Source organism: Metabacillus rhizolycopersici, assembly GCF_020075705.1.
Window position 1 is genome coordinate 48,833 of record NZ_JAIQUM010000002.1, and the last position, 18,639, is coordinate 67,471.

The window sequence follows — 18,639 nt, forward strand, 5'->3', positions numbered from 1 at the left end:
CTTCTTCATTGTTATTGATCTATTTTTATTTTTCGCAAAAATTCTGCTCTTTGTTGCTTTCTAAAATGCTCCTTAACCATGTAAGCAACGCCTTGTTGATTGTTAGAGCGCGTCACCCAATCAGCTGCATGTTTTACTTCAAATGGTGCATTCCACATGGCAACTCCTAAACCTACTGAAGCAATCATACCAGCATCATCGTCTGCATCACCAATTGCGACTGTTTCTTCTAACGGAATTTTTAGATGGTTAGCTAGTGCGCGTAATCCATTTTCTTTAGAAGCACCCTTGCTTATTATTTCAATTTTTTTCGGTTGATTCACTTTTACATCAACCGTATTAAAAGCATCCATTACTAATTGTGCTGCTTCTTCCTTTTCTTCTTCCTTTGAAAAATGCACGTCAATCTTTGTAGCAGATACCGGTTCATCACGAAGCGAATCACCTAAAGAATCTACAAATTGCACTGGATAAAACATCGAATCAGATGTGTTAAGTATCGATTTACTAAGTAAATTAGACGCAATTCTTTTTTTATTCCCTATCGAAAAACGTTCATGTGTGAGTCGGATATTACATTTGAAATTCTCAAGCACTTGAACTAGATTGAATGTTAATTCTTCAGGAATTCTTTTTTCATATAAAGGCTCATCAAGTTTCTCAGAAATAAATGCTCCCCCGTGTGTAACTAATAAAGAATCCACCTTTAACGCCTTAGCAATCTTTTTCGCTGATTGAAAATGTCTATTTGTCACAAACGTCACATAAATCCCTTTATCTTTTACATATTCAATTGCTTCTTTCGTTGACGGCTGGAGGCGACCGTTCGAACGAAGCAAGGTTCCATCGATATTTAGTGCAAGTAACCGATAATGAGTCACTGTGGTTCCCCCTTCTACTGATGTCAAAACCTATTATGAGATTATGTCCTTTTCATTAAAAATAGAACAACTGTAGAAGGTTGTCGGATACTTTATCTAATCTTTACTGTGCTAAGAGCACCAATGAGCTGACTAATACAGTCGGCGTGACGCCCACCATGAATATTCCTCTCCATTGTGGGGGTTTTTCCACCAATCAAATAGAATTCATCACTACAACTGAAAAAATAAAAAACAGAATAGTAAATTTACCATTCTGTTTCTAAAGGACGATGAAATTTTATGTATGTTCCGCGACTTAAAGACTTCCGTACATTTCTTCGAGTGGCTTCATGATAATCTTGTTTAATTCTGCTACAACCATGCTTAAACGTTGCTCTGCTGCCATGAGTTGAGAAATTTTTTCATGTTGTTGGACAAGCTGAACAGATTTTTGCGCGTGATTAATTTCCTCTTCTGTAATTTCTTCCCCAGACATTTGCTTTTGTTGAAGATTTAATTGTATATTACGGAAGTTTTCAAACATTTTGCTTGCTTGTTCGTCTGCATTGACTTCATCGTATAGACGCTTAAGTGATTTAAAATCATCACTTTCACGTAATGCTTTCTCTAATTTGTATGCAACATCATATAAATTTTCTGACATATGATGAGCCTCCCTTCTATTATTGACCCTTGCAGGCTCTTCCTACACTATAACAAACTATGTTGAAAATTTCACTTTATGCCTTAAATTCCCCTTCTTAAGGATTACATGAAATCCACTATCATCTGCATCGATTTACTGTCTATAGATTTCTGGTGCTCATTGTTCCGCTCCATCCCCTACCGTTATTTAATCGCTCATAACCATTAACAACCACAACTTCACCGATTTTGTGCATAAATCATACGATATTTATAAAGTGAGACTTCCATCAGTGGGGGTTTTCTGCATCCCCCACTGATGGTTAGCTAGACTTATCACGCTCAGGAACGCCACATCCTGTGGCTTCGCCTGACTTGGACTCAATCGTTCGTCGGATCTTTACGGGCAGTTATCTCCCACTTATCTTCTTTGCTTCTCTCGAATCTTGAAGCCGGAGTTTTACTGCCCGTTAAGGTGGGATAAAACACCTACCTATGAGCAGCTTAGAACATGTCCTTACGACTACCAAATGAGGGGTTTGTCATGAAACAGAAGATGATAGAAATTACACCTTTAGTAACAACTTCAAGACCATACTTTTGTGAAATAAGCGAAGGATTAAGGGCACATTTAGGTCTTCCTAAATCGCTACATTCATTGAAAATTGGTTGTGGAATGCATACTGTATCATGTCCAATCGTATTTATTAATAAGGACCATCTCTGTTTGTCTCTTTCTGAACAAATTTTGGATGAACTCCATTTACCAATAGAATCTTGTTTCATCCAAGGAAAGTTAGTAAACCAACAGCAGCTTCAACTCGGTCCAATCGTTGGGTTGTTAACAGAGATAAGAAAGACAGATAGTGGTGTAAGCTTTGGATCGATTCATGAGTTTTGTGAAGAGCTTGCCACATTTTGTGCAACAAACGGCATATTTTTTTATATTTTTTCCTTATCTACTTACAACAAGGATCAATTAAGCGGTTATATCTTCAATCAAAATGAATGGATTCAGGCAATCGTTCCCTATCCAGATGTAGTTCATAATCGTATTCATTCCAGAAATCTTGAGCAATCTACTCGTTTTTTGCAAGTCAAATCTGATTTGATTGAAAATAAAGTACCTTATTTTAATCATCGGTTTTTAAATAAATGGGAGGTACATCAAATTTTATCTGCGAGTGAACACCTTACCCCCTATTTACCTAAAGGTCAGTTATTAGAATCAAAATCCACGCTAGAGAATATGCTCAAAGATACAAAGGATCTCTTCATAAAACCGATTAATGGCAGTCAGGGGAAGAGAATTTTTAGAGTAGTGGAAAAAGAAGATGGTTCATACCTTCTTGATTTCACGACATTTTCTGGAGAAATCAAAAAAGAATATGATACATTTCAGCAACTCTATTTAACACTCTACCCTCGTTTAAAAAGAGAAGGCTTTATGTTACAAGAAACCATTCAGCTTCAAAATTATAAAAATCATACACTTGATTTCCGTATTTTATGTCACAAAAAGGATGGTTATCAATGGAAGGTTTCCTCGGCTGTGGCTAGAATTTCTGGTGAAAACCAATTTGTTGCGAACCTAGCAAGAGGTGGTAACCTACTCCCAATAAAAGATGTTTTATTTGAACTTTATGGTGACAAAGAAGGGCTACATTTACGAAAGATGCTAGCTGAGCTTTCGTTGGAAATTGTCAATATTATTTATCTTCATGCCGGTGGTGAATTTGCTGAATTCGGGATTGACCTCGCCTTTGATCAAGCTGGTCATCCTTGGATCATTGAAGTAAATACGAAACCATCGAAATCGGAAGAGAATCAAAAGAAGGGAAGGATTCGCCCCTCAGCACGAGCTATCATCCATTATTGTGTATTTTTGTCCCACTTTAACGAATAGGAAGACATCCAAGTTTGATTATGTATAAGTTCAATCTACGATATAAGGTTGTGTAGGAATGAGTGAATGGGGTGACCGTATTGGAACAAGTAACTTTAGGCTTTTTAGTTTTAAGTAAAAAGCATGAGAATGGTTATGCTACTGAGATTGCCAAACGTAGTTCACAATTTAACATTCAATGTGTTAGATTTGAACCCACATCGATTAACCCTTCTACATTAATGATTGACGGTGAGAAATTTGATCATCATTCTCAAATTTGGAAAAGAGATTTGTTTCCTATCCCTTCCTTTATCTATGACAGATGCTTTTATCATCAAAAACAGCTAGCTCAAAAAAGCAAACCAATCGTCGACTGGCTTAAAAAGTATCCTCAAACAACATTTTTAGGTTTTGGCTTACCAGATAAGTGGAAAATTTATACTTCATTACAAAGCAATTCTGTTATTAGTAGTTATCTTCCATACACCGAACTCATACAAAATCCTTCTCAAATTCTCCATCAATTGAAGGAAGCATCTTCTTGTTTATTAAAACCAGTGAATGGCTCCAGAGGAATTGGAATTGTAGCCGTCAGCTATCTCGGTCAATCAATTACAATCACTTATCATAGGGGCAAAATAAAAAAAACAAAAGATTTTCACACACTCAAGGCATTTACTGAATGGTGTGAAAAATTAATACAACAGCAAACATATTTACTTCAGCCACTTCTTCCACTTCTTGACAAACAACGTTATCCATTTGATATTCGAATGTTTTTTCAAAAAGATCAAGAGGGAAAATGGGACTTAGTTGGCAAAGGTGTTCGTAAAGGGTATCAAGGCTCCTTCCTCTCCAATTTAAATAGCGGCGGTGAAACACACTCTTATGAAGATTGGTCGTCAGCCTTAACATCTAGACAAAAAATCCTACTTGAAGATGAGCTTCAGACAATCGCTGAGCACCTGCCATCCTCTTTGGAGAAAAAATGTAACAGGCTTTTTGAAATCGGTGTTGATATTGGCTATGCAAATGATGGTTCAGTATGGATTTTAGATATGAATTCTAAACCTGGCAGGAAAACTGTTACTAAAACAAATCCAAATTCCTCAGAAAGAATTTTTCAAGCACCATTAGCCTATTGCAATTTTTTACAAAAACAAGCATCCCTTAAAGGAGTCGAAATCAATGAATAAAACTTATACCATCAAGACAACAACAGACCCAATTGATCATACAATCTACTTACCGATGTCTACGAAAGAATACGGATTTATTCATACCGTTTCATTTGGGACTCTTTTGCTTCCATGTGAAATTAATTACAGCGATGAGCTAGATCAAAGCATTCTTTTGTCACAAGAGTTGGCAAATCAATTAATGCTTCCTAATGAAGGGAAAACACATCTCCTCATCCATGAAGGCATATTAAATTTAGGCCCCTTAATCGGAATTTTCACCGCTGGATTTACAGAATCCAATTTACGCCCAATTGGTGAACGCTCTTTATTTTTCGCTAAATTTTTATCTCTTGATCAATCACTTGGGCTCTTTACATTCGTGTTTGGTGCTCATCATATTAATTGGGAGGAAGGAGTAATACAAGGCTTTACTTATGGTAAAAACGGCTGGGAACAAGGAATCTTCCCATTTCCAAACGTGGTTTACGATCGGTTACCTAATCGACGTATCGAAAATCACCAAGCACTGAAACTTGTTAAAAAGCGTTTAACAGATGAATACTCAATCCCGTGGTATAATCCAGGATTTTTTAATAAATGGTCTATCCATCAACTCTTAATCCATGATACTCAAGTAGCCAAATATTTACCGGCAACTTTCCGCACTCCTTCGATTAGCAAAATGGAAGAAATGCTTGCATCGTATCAAAATATCTATTTAAAGCCTATAAACGGTAGCTTAGGTCTTGGTGTCTATCAGCTAATGTATTCACGAGAAGATAATCATTACTACTCTAGATATCGAGATGAAAATGAAATCAACCGATTAAGAAAATACCCTTCGATTGAACATTTCTTAAAAGTGTCCTTTAAAGACAAGCTACTGTCTAATTATTTAGCCCAGCAAGGGATTAAGCTAATTCGTTTAGATGGGAAAGCGATTGATTTTCGGGTCCATACAAATAAAGATGAACACGGAGTTTGGAAGGTAACCGCCCTTGCAGCAAAGGTGGCTGGGAAAGGTAGTGTCACGACACACTTAAATTATGGCGGTGTTGTAAAAACACTGGAAGAAATTTATGATGACCCCATGGAAAGAGTGAAAGCTTTTCATGATTTAACTGAGGCAGCAATTATTTTAAGTATGAGCATTGATAACAATCTCGAAGGGTTTATCGGTGAAATTGGTTTTGATTTGGGCATTGATACAAATGGACAAATTTGGATGTTTGAAGCAAACTCCAAACCTGGTAGATCAATCTTTTGTCATCCTGAACTAAAGGACGCAGATCTCCTTTCGCGGAAGTCTTCACTTGAATACGGATTATTTTTATCAATGAAGTCAATATTCACTCCTGAGAAATTGATCTATGAAGAACGTTAATTACTCCCCACTAGTTGGGATTTTAACGAGTAAAGGACAAAAGAAGGATTCTTTTCGTGGAGATTTATCCGTTTTTAAGTCCATCCAAAAGGAAATAATGAAGATTGGTGGTTTATCCTTTATTTTCACAACCGATGGTGTCTGCGAAGATCATGTCTTGGGATATATCTACTATGAATCACAAGAAAAATGGGGGCCGATCTCTTTCCCCTTTCCAGATATCATCTATAATAAAGTATCTTTTAGGAAGGATGAAGAAACGACTAGTTTTCAATCACTTTATCATTTATATAAACAAGAGCATAAATACTTTTTTAATCCTAGCTTTTTTGATAAATGGGAAATCCACCAAACCTTGTCCACGTCAAAACAGCTTACATCCTACTTACCTGAAACTTGGATTTATACAAATATGACCGATTTACTAAATAAGCTACACACCTATCATTCCCTTTATTTAAAACCGAAAAATGGTCATAAAGGACAAGGTATATATAACATCGTCTACGATCAATCATCCTACTACATTCATAAGAAAAATAACCGAATCAAATATGACGAATCAGATTTTGTGCACGATGTAGAAAAGCTCATTAACCAAAGACACTATCTTCTTCAAAAAGACATTCAAACAGATCTGATCGACAATTGCAAATATGATTTAAGAATTCTCTGCTTATACAACCATAATGGATTCCATAAAATTTGCGGAATCGGTATACGTAAAGCCGTTAAAAACTCAATTATCACACATGTTCCAAATGGGGGAGAAATTGTTTCATTTGAAAAAATGAAACATATATGTCCTGTTGAAGAATTAAACTGGCTATCCGAAACAGTTGGTGCTCTGTTAACAAAGCAATACGGTTTTATCGGAGAATTTTCATTGGATGTTGGGTTAACACCTGAAGGAAAACCAATCATCTTTGAGGTTAATTCTAAACCGATGATCTTTGATGAAAGGGATATCCAGAAAAGGAGAATAACTCATTTAGTCCAGTTGTTTAGTGTTTTGAATAATACAAACTAAAAAATAAGAAGGATTTTCACTCTAATTGCCGTATTATTCCATAGAGATGAGGAAAGGAGCGATAACATTGATTACACATTTTCAATACAAACCATTATTTAAACAAACAAGTTTACCCGGTTGGCGAATTTCCTTTTATTTTAGAGGAACTCATTTCGATGGTATTTACCATAAGAATGGGCAAATTGAATGGGGATCTACATCACCTACTAAGGAAGATGAAAAGAACATTCATTCCCAAATTCATGAATTAATGCTTTTCCACGTTTACGAATGAAAATGAATGATAAGAGCACCTCAAGTACAAACTAATGTCGGAGGTGATTCTAAACAATGAAAAAGAATGATGACACTGTAAAGCAAGATTTGGATCATGAAGGAAAAGCCGAGGCCTTTTTGGATATTGATCGTATGATAAATGAAGGCTTATCAGGCGGCTCTGTACATATGAGAGAAGATGCAACAAATATTGAAGAAGCAAGAGATCTTGAACAAGAAGAACGACCATTGTAACGGAAAAAGCTGCGATTATCATTGCAGCTTTTTTTATGCCCATACCTCTAACTGAAATCCTCCTGTTAACGCTCATTCATAGGACGTGACTTGCCCTTATCTTTACGGGCACTTATCCCCCACCTTTCCCTGAATCTTGAACTAGTTTCTTCTGCCCATTAAGAACGGAATAACGTAGATTGATAGTGACCAAAACACAAAATGCTTTCTTACCATGTGTATCTTTTCTATAATAATGAATATTCCCCCACCTAAGCAAGCTTTGAGGAAGGGGTTTCTAATGTATCGAACCTACTTACTGTACGATTAACACTAGTGGAGCTGTCACATTAGCGAACGGTTTACGCCCAGCCCCTCTATGCCATTTGTCATGCATTTGACACTTCTTTTTATCACACGACTAACGTTTGTGGATGAAAGATCTGAACAGACTCTGTATGAAATTCTTTTTCTCCAAATAATTGTAAGATGGCCTTTTTCATGATATTTGCAGCTCCATTAACATCTGCATTAATAAGTATGTTATTTTTAGTTTTATATAACCCACGTTTTATTCGTCTACCAGAAAAGGAATGCTTCTTTCCTTTTTCATAAACTGGAATCCCATCCTGATCTAGGAAACTAGCTTTAGATGTATAAGACTCTTCGGTTACTTCCACTCTAATTCCGTGTTCAGCAGCCTTGTATGTAATCATATTTATAAGCATCTTGTGTGGAATGTTGACGAATGATTGATTGTTTTTCTTTCCAATGTTCACTTCTTGTTTCCACTCTTTATTTTGCCCAATAATGATAAGAGATACATCTTCCTCTACGGCTGTTTTGACAATATGATAACTAGCTTTATGAAAGATGTCTTTTAATTTGAGATTCCTTTTTTGATGTAGTTTTTCCAACCTCTTAGAAGTAAAAGGACCTTCGTTTGTTTTCTTTCCCTGACGTAAAATACCAAGGTAATGAGCTTTTATCTTATTATAGTATTGATTAATGGATTTAACGTTTTTGCCCTTGACTAAAACAGGTGCTCGACCTGTATTTGTCACGATGGTTGCAAGATTATCAATCCCAAGATCAATCGACATATATCTTCCGTTCATTTTTAATTCTCCTCTTGGATTTGGCACATCTACAACTAATTCGACGACATACTGACCGTATTTCGGAATGACTCGAACTTGTTTTAATTTCCCTTCAGAAACACCTAATTTACCAATATTTAATTGTTCTTTTGTTTTCGGAAACTTTAAAAATTTATTTTCCTTTATGACACAATCTTGGTTCGTAAATAACACTTCTTTTTCAGAAACACGACTATATCTAGGAATTCTCGGTCTTGCTTTGTATTTTGACGGGTTTGTCTTATATTCTTTTAAACTAGCAAAAAAAGACTTCCAATTTTGAAAGACTGTCTTCATAATTACTTGGCTTGATTGTGCAGGTAGAGAGCGATAATCATTTTGAGTGATCACCTTAAACAGTGAATCTAGAAAATTATAATCGACATAAGGATTTTCCTTTGTAGGAACTTCAAACAAATTGCACTTAATCTTCTTTTGATTTTCTTGTGGCTTTAATTTCTCTTTCGCTACTTTCTGTTGGTATGCAGCTTTTTGAATCTCATTCATTTTTTCAATATTGCTCTCAATCGTTGCTAGAACTTCCTTTTGTAAAGGTTGTAGTTCCTTATCCTGCGTTAAACCGGTATAAACCTGTCTGTAATAAAAATTAGTGGTATTGTACATATTTTTCGCATTCTTACACAAATTCTTGAAATATGAATACATTCGGTGCCCTTTTTTAATCCAAATTTGTTGAGCTTTATATTGTTTTTCTTTTGTTATGATCTCACCTCTAGAACACTTGTTTGGAACTATGTTTTACCAAGTTTTCATATTAAAATCTAGTCATAACATTTTAAATTACAAAACAATTCAAAACCTCCAATTCACCCCCTCCTTAAAACATTCGTTTTTGAAGAAGGGGTACTCTCGGCATAGTTGATAAAAAGAATTATGTATTTAAGGAGCATCTCGATGATAAAAAACCTAATGCTACACTTTAAAGAAGCCATGACCACAACTTATCACCCAAATGATTCAACGTTCGATTGGTTTCAAACTGAGCTTGGACAAACATTTGGTATTCAGAAAACTTCATTAGCCGATAAAGAGAGAGAGCTACTCTCCGTATTATTTCAACCAGTAGAAACATTGAATCAAGATTCCTTAACACTTATCCAACGTAAGTGGATTGATTACCTATACTCAGAAAATAACGATGGACAGTCCCCTCTGCCAGCCGAACATTCTACAGTCCGTTTTTACTATTTTTATTTAAAACAGATTATGGATGATAAACAAAGTTTTGAAGAAGCGATTCGAGGTATTATTCACTCAGATTTAATCATTTGGCTCGATTTTTCACATGGTATTATTATTGAGGACAAACCTACAACCACTTCTGAAGTTGAGTCTTTTAAAGCTTTAAGCGCCTCATTAACAACTGATTTTTACATAGAGTCCACTTTCTATATTGGTCAGATACAGAAAAATGACGCTGATTTAAATAGGAAATTTTCCTTAGAACATAGCTGTTTTCAAGCGATGGACCGTTCCGCTAATCAAGAAAAGGCACTAAATTTTTATGAGGCGTTACCATTACTCATTATAAAAGCACCCTCTAGCTTCAAAAAAGACATTTTGTCAAATCATTTAGTAGAAACACTTGAGGACAGAGAGACTCTTCATACGATTGAGACTTTTTTACAATCAAACTTAAATGCTTCATCGACCGCAAAAAGGCTGTTTATTCACCGAAATAGCCTGCACTATCGATTAGAAAGGTTGCTAGAAAAGACTGGGGTGGACATTCGTACGTTTTCTAATGCCACATTTATGTTTCTTGCAATTATGCTCGTTCGTCACGAAAATTAGGAGAGCGTTTACACTATGCACAAAAGAACCCACAATTTTTTCGTGCAACTTGTCCGTATACACCTCCCCTTAAAGTCCCTTACAATAAGTATATATTAAAACGTTTACATAAATGAGGGGGAACGAAAGATGGCAGAGTTAAAATTAGAAAATATTTATAAAATTTATGACGATAAAGTAACAGCGGTAGAGGACTTTAACCTTCACATCCAAGACAAAGAATTTATCGTATTCGTAGGTCCATCTGGTTGCGGGAAATCAACAACATTACGTATGGTAGCCGGATTAGAGGAAATTTCAAAAGGTGATTTCTTTATCGATGGAAAACGGATGAACGATGTGGCACCTAAGGATCGTGACATCGCGATGGTTTTCCAAAACTATGCTCTTTATCCTCATATGAGCGTATACGATAACATGGCATTCGGTTTAAAGTTAAGAAAAGTACCAAAAGCCGAAATTGAAAAACGTGTGACAGATGCTGCGAAAATTCTTGGCCTAGAACAATATTTACAACGTAAGCCAAAGGCCTTATCAGGTGGTCAACGTCAGCGCGTTGCACTGGGGCGTGCAATCGTTCGTGATGCAAAAGTATTTTTAATGGACGAGCCTTTATCAAACCTTGATGCAAAGCTGCGAGTTCAAATGCGTGCAGAAATTACAAAATTACATCAACGCTTACAAACAACAACAATCTACGTGACACATGACCAAACAGAAGCGATGACAATGGCTACTCGACTCGTTGTCCTTAAGGATGGTTTTATCCAACAGGTTGGGTCACCTAAAGAAGTCTATGATAAGCCGGAAAATGCCTTCGTTGCTGGATTCATTGGATCACCGGCAATGAACTTCTTCCAAGGGACATTGTCAGATGGTAAATTCTCTTTTGGAACAACGTCTGTAACGATTCCTGAAGGTAAAATGAAATACCTCCGCGACCAAGGTTATGTAAACAAAGAAATCCTTTTAGGCCTCCGTCCTGAAGATATTCACGATGAGCCAGTTTTCCTTGATGCATCACAGAATACAAAAGTTACAGCAAAAGTTGAAGTTGCTGAGTTAATGGGCGCAGAAACCATGCTCTACTCAGAAATTGATGGTCAAACGTTCGTCGCCCGTGTTGATTCTCGTATAGACGTCAAGCCTGGTCAATCACTTGAATTAGCGCTAGACATGAACAAAGCTCATTTCTTCGATGTCGAAACAGATCAAAGAATCCGCCCTGATGGTGAAAAATAATAAAGCGAGACTTATTGGTCTTTACGGACGGTTAACCAACTTTAGAGCAGTGCAAATTTCACAAGAAATTGCACTGTTTTTTTATTGTTGTTAATAACTACGATTTTCAACACTAGGAACACATTAAATGAAAAGCACCAGTTTTAAAAGGCCATTTATATATTTTTTTCAATTACATATACTACAATCAAGAAACTTACCGCTTTAGTTATGCTCTTTTAAGTAAAAAAGCGTAAAACAAAATAACAAACGGTATTTTGCATTTCAAATGAAACATGAGTGAAAAACGGAACCTTTGAATAACTGTCATCTAATATTGGAATTATATGTTTATCAAGGAGGGAGAAAATGAGTACTCACGTTAAATCTGAATTATCATTATTAAGTGAGGGGTTTCTATCTTTATTACTAACAGCATGCTTCGGTATTTATCTTTATAAATCCTATACCCCTTTTCCGTGGCTTTCCTTTATTGGGCTTCCAATAGGTCTTGCCATTTTGGTTGCTTGTTGGGGACAGAAAAAAAATCAATGGACTTTTTTTATTATAGGCCTATTATTTAATATGGTTGTATGGTCTATCGTTTTTAACTGGTCATCTTTTTTCTAAATTTATTCCTATCATACACTTTGCTACAAATCATTATTGCAAACCACTACTTTTTTCAAATATAATACAAACAGCCTGAGTCATATTCATTGGACTTAGGCTGTTTGTATTATATTTTTTGTTTACTTAGGGTTATGTCATTGACGATAAGTCATATTCATTACTTTTTCTGTGATAACCACTCAGCAACAACTGTAGCTTCTTCCTTTGAAATAACCCCTGCTGGCATACCATTTTTACCATTATTAATAATATCTTCTATTTCATTTTGATTATATTTTGAACCAATTTTATCTAAAGCTGGTCCCATTCCTCCTTGTAAATTATCTCCGTGACAAGAAATGCAACTTTTACTTACAATCTCCTCTGAATTACCACCAGAAGGAGCTGTTTCTTCCCCACCCGCACTTTTTGCTTGTGAAGATTGCGAACCTTCGTAAAAAAATAATAAAAATACAAGACATCCTAAAAGAATAAGATTGAATCCAGAAGTAATCAATGTTTTTTTCATCTTATACCCTCCTGAATTAAAGCATTTAGTGTTACGTACTTTTCGAATATTAATAAGTGATGAAGAATGATTCCATCGGCGGGAGTTTTACTGACCGTTAAGGCAAGATAAAGTGGAATGGCTATATCGCAGTAACCTTGGTTTGTATCAATGATTGTATCCGTATTTATGGCTACTTAAAGAAAGGGTTAAACGGATTCTAATCTTATAAAAACACTACCAAAGAATAAGGAATTTGATATTATTTATCATCTCTTATCTCCTTCAAATTATGCAGCATTTAATAGACCTCTAAAAACAGATGGTTTTATGGTCTTAATCAGAAATAGATAATCCTTTTTCCCTGTACAACAACCATTATTAATGTTGGAGTTCAATTTTACATGGTTCTACCAGCTATTGATTAAATAACTGGTAGAACTATTTTGCACATTATTATCTTTAATTTTTCCTTTTTAGTTCTGTTTGCTTTTCTTCTAATACAAATTCCTCTGTTACTTCATCGACCACTCCTTTTGTAGAGTTTTTGAACTCTTTTAAGGTCTGGCCGACAGCTCGTCCTAACTGAGGCAGCTTGGCCGGTCCGAAAATGATTAAAGCAATAATCAGAATTAAAATTAATCCCGGTACACCGATATTCGGCATGTTGTATCCTCCTCTTATAATAAAGTTTAAAGTGAAACTACCATCTATCGGGTTTTGTCCATCTCTGCTGATGATTAGCTAGACTTAAGAAGTTTATTCCTAACTTATCCTTCCCACCGCACCTTAAAGTCGAGATTTTACTCCCGTTAATTTGCTATTAAGTGAGACTTTTAGCCGTTGGTGGTTTTCGACAGAGTCTCGTTGGATGTGAAGAAGCTCCAGGAGCGAAAACATTTTTACATTGCTATTTTCTATTAAAAGACCAACTAGAAACTAAGATACTAATTTCAAATAAGACTAATAAGGGGATAACAATCAGGAAATCAGAAATAAAATCCGGCGGTGATATTAAAACACCCACTATCACTAATATAAAATATGAGATTTTTCTCATTTTCCTTAATGAGTTTGGCTCTACTATTCCTAGCTTTGTTAGAAACAGTATGACAACAGGCATTTCAAAAACAATACCAACTGGGATGATCAAGTTAAACATAAACGTGAAGTATTGGTTCATTCCATAGGTTTCTGTTGCGCCTACCGATTGATTGATCGTTGACATAAAATCCAACATTAAAGGAAATAAAATAAAATAACTGAAACTTACACCAGAAAGAAACAAGAAAAAGGAAATCGGAATATATTTAACAGTACCTCTCGCTTCTTCCTCTGATAATCCTGGTTTTACAAATAACCAGATTTGGTGCAATGCTATTGGTAAAGTAAGCAGTATGGCAATGATAACGGCACACTTAAAGTAAATTATGATTCCATCTGTAAAACCAAATACATTCCAATCCACATTTACAGCAGTAGGTTGTGATTTAATTAATGTTAGTAGCTTAGATGCAACGCTGAACCCTATTCCAAGGGACAAAATAAATATAACCGCTGTAATAATTATCCGTTTTCTTAACTCCGTTAAATGTTCGACAAGAGTGTATTCTTGTTCCATGTTTCTAACCACCTAATTTATCATATAAAGTGAGGCTTTTTCGACACATCGGACGTACGTATGTAAACATTGTGTATTTAGCCACTAATTCTCCATAGTGTGTTTGTCATCCAGCCCTGATTGATTTTTTCAAAGAGGAATGAAGTCTAAGGGGAAATTCATATTTACCATACAATATTTTACGTGCTGGACGTTTTAGTATTTTTTTAAATGTTACTAGAATTACCAGAGTTTGACGTTGTTAATCAGGAAATGTGTTTTACACATCATTTTTGATGTATCATTCTGATTTTTTCTGATAAAACAGACCTTCATTTTTACTTTTGTTTCGTTTTTTATTCCCCTTTAAAGTCTAGACAAAAAATAAAACTGACAATGCACCCTTCTCCATCGTTTTCTACTACGTTTATTTTCAAAAAATTCAGGAGATACTTATGGAAAAATAAGTATCTCCCTTTTTATCAATCTTACCGATTTATTCGATAAATAAGAGATTATGAGTGGTAATAATCTAGTTAATTAATTATCAGAATTCTGTAATGACCACAAACAAAGGTGATTTGCTTAATTTGCAGGATAATCACTTTTCTTCATTACGAATTAGGAGGTTTTTTTTTGTCGGACAAAGAAAAAAGTCAAATCGAAAAACAAGTTAGTACTAGACGTACCTTTCTAAAGAATTCCGGTTTAACAGTCGGAGGTCTCATTATAGGCGGAGCAGTTGGCAGCCTGTTTGGAAGGAGCCCTGAAAGTGATGTGAAAACAGAACAAACAACTCATGCGCAAGCCGCTAATCCGAATGAGGCCTTAATGTTTTTTTATCCTGATGAATATCAGACGACAATGGCCGCGGCTGAACGTATTTTCCCAAAGGATGAACTTGGTCCAGGGGCTATGGAATTAAATGCAGCTATTTATATTGATCATCAACTTGCGAGTCAATGGGGCGTAAATGCAAAGGATTATCGATTAGGGCCATTTTATGATCCGGATCCGACCCAAGGCCAACAAATCCGCATATTACGTAAAGATTTGTTCAGATTAGGCATAAAAGCACTAGATGATTACAGCAATAAAAAATATCAAAAGAAATTTACAGAATTAGAAGCAAAAGAACAAGATGAAGTGTTAATTGCATTTGAGAAAGGTGAAGCAAATTCACTTTCAGGTGTTCCAACATCGGTATTTTTCAAAATGCTCAGAAATTTAACCATGGAAGGTGTCTATTCTGACCCAATGTATGGCGGAAATAAGGAAATGCTTGGATGGAAAATGCGAAAGTATCCTGGAACTCGAATGAGTTATACAAAAGAAATCCAAAGTGATAAATTTGTACAACTGGAGCCAAATAACCTTCAAAGTCATATGGGACATTGATCATAATAGAGAGGAGTGACATACATGGCTAAAAAATTGCCAAAGGTACCGGTTGTTGTTGTCGGAATGGGTTGGGCTGGAAGTATTATTGCAGCAGAATTAACAAAAGCAGGAATTAAAGTTGTTGGGCTTGAACGTGGTAAAGAAAGAAAGATGAGCGATTATTTAATGGTACATGACGAACTCCGTTTCCAGCATCGAACAGAGTTAATGCAAGACTTATCAAAAGAAACCATTACTTCTCGTATTAATGGAAAGATGAGAGCACTGCCAATGCGCCATTATGGGACATTTATTGTTGGTGATGGTCTTGGGGGTGCTGGAAGCCACTGGAATGGACAGACGTACCGCTTTCTACCTTATGATTTTGAAATTAAATCTCTAACTGAAAAGAAATATGGCGCAAATAAAATAAAACCAGATTATCTGCTTCAGGATTGGGGCATTACATACGAAGAAATGGAACCATATTACGATACATTTGAAAAAATGGCAGGTATTTCAGGTGAAACAGTTGAACTTTATGGTCACCGCTCAAATCCATATCCAACTGGTCCGATGATAAAAACACCTGTTTTAGAAGAATTTGAAAAAGCGACGAAAAAGCTCGGCTATAAACCATATATGATACCTTCGGCTAACTTATCCGAAAATTACGAAAATCCGGATGGTATTTCACGTGCAGCATGTCAATATTGTGCTTACTGTGAAAACTTCGGATGTGAGTACGGTGCGAAAGCTGATCCAGTTGTGACAGTTATTCCTGTAGCAAAAGAAACTGGCAACCTTGATCTTCGTACATATTCAAACGTAACACGCATTTTAAATGATGGCACGAAAGCAACAGGTGTTGTTTATGTCAATACATTCACTGGTGAAGAGTTTGAACAACCCGCAGAAATAGTTGTCGTAGCAAGTTATGTATTTAATAATGCAAGACTCTTGCTTAATTCAGGTCTTGGAAAACCTTATGATCCAACTACTGGAACAGGTGTAATCGGTAAAAATTATTGTTACCAAGTAAGTTCAGGATATTCCTCTTTATACTATAATGACCGAGAGTTCAATCTATATGGAGGTGCAGGTGCATTAGGTATTGAGATTGCTGAATTCACAGGCGATAATTTTGACCATACAAATGAAAACTTTATCCACGGTTCAGGTATCCGTACGACCCAATATGGTAACCGCCCAATTGCGAATAATAATGCTCCAATCGGAACACCTTCGTGGGGAGCGGATTTCAAGAAACAATCGATCAAATATGCAAATAGCATATTGCAAGTTAAATCACAAGGTGCAAGCATGCCTCACAAACAAAATTATCTTGATCTGGATCCTACTTATAAAGATGTTTACGGTATGCCTTTATTACGTATGACTTATGATTATACAGAACAGGATCGTGAGTTAGTAAAATACATGGCAAAGGTTACAAGGAAAATTGCAGAAGAAATGGGACCAGATCATATTGATACCGTTGGTGAACAATCACCATTTAACGTAAATGTAGATACGAATACGCATAACACAGGCGGGGTCATTATGGGTGCTGAGCCTGAAACTTCAGCAGTCAACACTTACTTGCAAATGTGGGATGCAGAAAACGTATTTGTTGCTGGTGCTTCAGCATTTCCTCATAACAGTTGTTTTAACCCGACTGGTACACTAGGGGCCTTTTCATATAGAGCTGCTGAAGGAATAGTTAAATACCTTCAGCAAGGCGGTTCTCTCGTATAATGTGAGACACTTACCTTAGCATTTCTTTCGATTCAGAAAAAAATACTACCTGTTTCCTAGCATGAATGGGGACAGGTATTTTCATCTTTATCGATAGTGACTTTAGATAGTCTTTTTTAAGTAACAAAAATTGTAAATCTATTTTAAGACTAAGTAATCTTTTGGGGTACATATTAAGATTAATATCACTATTAAAGATGAGGGGCTATTAATATGAAAGTCAAATGGAAAATTTCTATTTTGTCCACTTTGCTTACAGTAAGTTTTTTATCAGCATGTAATATGAGCAATAACAAATTTAATGACCAAAATGAAGTAGATTATCGTCCGGTCCGTTATGAAAATGACACATTCCTAAATGATGATATGACTAATGATAATGAATTGAATCGAACAAACAGATCATTTCCTCATAATGAAAGCCCTGACCAAACAGATGAAAGAATGGAAAAGGGCAATGATCTCGAATTTGATAAAGATAGAGGTGCAGATTGAACTACCGAAAGTACCATTATCACAAGTGAAGAGCGCCTAGGGGTACAGCCTCAAAGAAAAAAGCTAATGGATTGCCATTGGCTTTTTTTTGCTCAATAGTGAGGCTTGAAGCAATACCAAGTTTCACCTTCATTAGCGCCGTTATACACAAATGGATTTTTCAGGAAATTAGTATGAAAATGAACAGTTTTGAGAATATATAAAGTAAGAATAAGTAATTCATTATCTGTACTAGATTCCTTTCATTAAGCGAAGGCGTTATTTGCGTAAAAATTACTTTCAGAGCTGAAACAATTACTTTGACTAGTAAGGAATTATAGCTCATTTGCAGCAAAATTATGTAGATTGGAGGATTCATGTATTGCTTCAAAATATAGGTGTTCCAGGCTTGGTTTTAATTCTAATCATAGCACTCATGATTTTCGGACCTTCTAAATTGCCAGAAATCGGGCGTGCCTTTGGACGTACTTTGACTGAATTCAAAAGTGCTACCAAGGGATTAGTATATGATGATAATAACGAGGAAGGGAAAAAAACTCAATTAACGGCTGCTGAAAAGAAGCAAGAGAAACAGTCTGTGAATAATTAAATAATAGGTGAGGTAACTCTTTTATTTCTCATCAACGGG

The 18,639-nt window shown here is 35.8% G+C and carries 18 protein-coding genes and 1 pseudogene; 13 read left to right on the forward strand and 6 right to left on the reverse strand.

The window, feature by feature from the left end:
* Window positions 1–11 precede the first annotated feature (11 nt).
* Window positions 12–881 carry a Cof-type HAD-IIB family hydrolase gene (locus K9V48_RS01285; protein ID WP_224136204.1) on the reverse strand — a complete coding sequence of 290 codons (870 nt, stop codon included), beginning with the start codon at window positions 879–881 and terminating at the stop codon, window positions 12–14.
* A 298-nt stretch (window positions 882–1,179) separates the two neighbouring features.
* Window positions 1,180–1,527 carry a YlbF/YmcA family competence regulator gene (locus K9V48_RS01290; RefSeq protein WP_111615565.1) on the reverse strand — a complete coding sequence of 116 codons (348 nt, stop codon included), beginning with the start codon at window positions 1,525–1,527 and terminating at the stop codon, window positions 1,180–1,182.
* Window positions 1,528–2,052: 525 nt separating this feature from the next.
* Between K9V48_RS01290 and K9V48_RS01295 the strand changes: the two genes are divergently transcribed.
* The 6 genes from K9V48_RS01295 to K9V48_RS01320 all read left to right on the forward strand — a co-directional run bounded on the left by K9V48_RS01295 (window position 2,053) and on the right by K9V48_RS01320 (window position 7,504).
* Window positions 2,053–3,414 carry a YheC/YheD family endospore coat-associated protein gene (locus K9V48_RS01295; RefSeq protein ID WP_224136206.1) on the forward strand — a complete coding sequence of 454 codons (1,362 nt, stop codon included), beginning with the start codon at window positions 2,053–2,055 and terminating at the stop codon, window positions 3,412–3,414.
* Window positions 3,415–3,494: 80 nt separating this feature from the next.
* On the forward strand, window positions 3,495–4,592 hold the full coding sequence (locus K9V48_RS01300; protein WP_224136208.1) for a YheC/YheD family endospore coat-associated protein: 1,098 nt from the start codon (window positions 3,495–3,497) through the stop codon (window positions 4,590–4,592).
* The gene (locus tag K9V48_RS01305) at window positions 4,585–5,961 is read left to right on the forward strand and encodes a YheC/YheD family endospore coat-associated protein (RefSeq protein ID WP_224136210.1); all 1,377 of its coding nucleotides are present in this window, start codon (window positions 4,585–4,587) and stop codon (window positions 5,959–5,961) included. Before K9V48_RS01300 ends, K9V48_RS01305 begins: the two co-directional genes overlap by 8 nt.
* A complete protein-coding gene (locus K9V48_RS01310) occupies window positions 5,948–6,991 on the forward strand; it encodes a YheC/YheD family endospore coat-associated protein (protein ID WP_224136212.1) in 1,044 nt (347 codons plus the stop codon). The genes K9V48_RS01305 and K9V48_RS01310 overlap by 14 nt, the downstream gene beginning before the upstream one ends.
* Before the next feature lie 67 nt (window positions 6,992–7,058).
* Window positions 7,059–7,268: a YheE family protein gene (locus K9V48_RS01315; RefSeq protein WP_224136214.1), complete on the forward strand. Its 210-nt coding sequence runs from the start codon at window positions 7,059–7,061 to the stop codon at window positions 7,266–7,268.
* Between the two features lie 56 nt (window positions 7,269–7,324).
* On the forward strand, window positions 7,325–7,504 hold the full coding sequence (locus K9V48_RS01320; RefSeq protein WP_224136216.1) for a hypothetical protein: 180 nt from the start codon (window positions 7,325–7,327) through the stop codon (window positions 7,502–7,504).
* 295 nt (window positions 7,505–7,799) lie between these two features.
* On the opposite strand, the pseudogene K9V48_RS01325 reads toward K9V48_RS01320, so the two are convergent.
* Window positions 7,800–9,345, reverse strand: a pseudogene (locus tag K9V48_RS01325) (RNA-guided endonuclease InsQ/TnpB family protein).
* Window positions 9,346–9,537: 192 nt separating this feature from the next.
* Between K9V48_RS01325 and K9V48_RS01330 the strand changes: the two are divergent.
* The 3 genes from K9V48_RS01330 (at window position 9,538) to K9V48_RS01340 (ending at window position 12,288) form a co-directional block, all read left to right on the forward strand.
* Window positions 9,538–10,437, forward strand: coding sequence for a PucR family transcriptional regulator (locus K9V48_RS01330; RefSeq protein WP_224136218.1), 900 nt, complete (start codon window positions 9,538–9,540; stop codon window positions 10,435–10,437).
* 129 nt (window positions 10,438–10,566) lie between these two features.
* Window positions 10,567–11,679, forward strand: coding sequence for an ABC transporter ATP-binding protein (locus tag K9V48_RS01335; protein WP_224136220.1), 1,113 nt, complete (start codon window positions 10,567–10,569; stop codon window positions 11,677–11,679).
* 348 nt (window positions 11,680–12,027) lie between these two features.
* Complete coding sequence (locus K9V48_RS01340; RefSeq protein WP_224136222.1) at window positions 12,028–12,288, forward strand: hypothetical protein; 261 nt, start codon at window positions 12,028–12,030, stop codon at window positions 12,286–12,288.
* Window positions 12,289–12,448: 160 nt separating this feature from the next.
* On the opposite strand, the gene K9V48_RS01345 is transcribed toward K9V48_RS01340, so the two are convergent.
* The 3 genes from K9V48_RS01345 to tatC form a co-directional block, all read right to left on the reverse strand.
* The gene (locus K9V48_RS01345; RefSeq protein WP_224136224.1) at window positions 12,449–12,799 is read right to left on the reverse strand and encodes a c-type cytochrome; all 351 of its coding nucleotides are present in this window, start codon (window positions 12,797–12,799) and stop codon (window positions 12,449–12,451) included.
* A 441-nt stretch (window positions 12,800–13,240) separates the two neighbouring features.
* Window positions 13,241–13,444, reverse strand: coding sequence for a twin-arginine translocase TatA/TatE family subunit (gene tatA, locus K9V48_RS01350; protein ID WP_224136226.1), 204 nt, complete (start codon window positions 13,442–13,444; stop codon window positions 13,241–13,243).
* 244 nt (window positions 13,445–13,688) lie between these two features.
* Complete coding sequence (gene tatC / locus K9V48_RS01355; RefSeq protein ID WP_224136228.1) at window positions 13,689–14,399, reverse strand: twin-arginine translocase subunit TatC; 711 nt, start codon at window positions 14,397–14,399, stop codon at window positions 13,689–13,691.
* A 615-nt stretch (window positions 14,400–15,014) separates the two neighbouring features.
* On the opposite strand from tatC, the gene K9V48_RS01360 reads away from it, so the two are divergent.
* From K9V48_RS01360 to K9V48_RS01375, 4 genes are all read left to right on the forward strand, one after another.
* Entirely contained in the window at window positions 15,015–15,776 is a 762-nt protein-coding gene (locus K9V48_RS01360; RefSeq protein WP_224136230.1) for a gluconate 2-dehydrogenase subunit 3 family protein, read from the forward strand.
* Between the two features lie 24 nt (window positions 15,777–15,800).
* Window positions 15,801–17,516 carry a GMC family oxidoreductase gene (locus tag K9V48_RS01365; protein WP_224136232.1) on the forward strand — a complete coding sequence of 572 codons (1,716 nt, stop codon included), beginning with the start codon at window positions 15,801–15,803 and terminating at the stop codon, window positions 17,514–17,516.
* Between the two features lie 213 nt (window positions 17,517–17,729).
* Complete coding sequence (locus K9V48_RS01370; protein ID WP_224136234.1) at window positions 17,730–18,011, forward strand: hypothetical protein; 282 nt, start codon at window positions 17,730–17,732, stop codon at window positions 18,009–18,011.
* Window positions 18,012–18,372: 361 nt separating this feature from the next.
* Window positions 18,373–18,600 carry a twin-arginine translocase TatA/TatE family subunit gene (locus K9V48_RS01375; RefSeq protein WP_224136236.1) on the forward strand — a complete coding sequence of 76 codons (228 nt, stop codon included), beginning with the start codon at window positions 18,373–18,375 and terminating at the stop codon, window positions 18,598–18,600.
* Window positions 18,601–18,639: the final 39 nt, after the last annotated feature.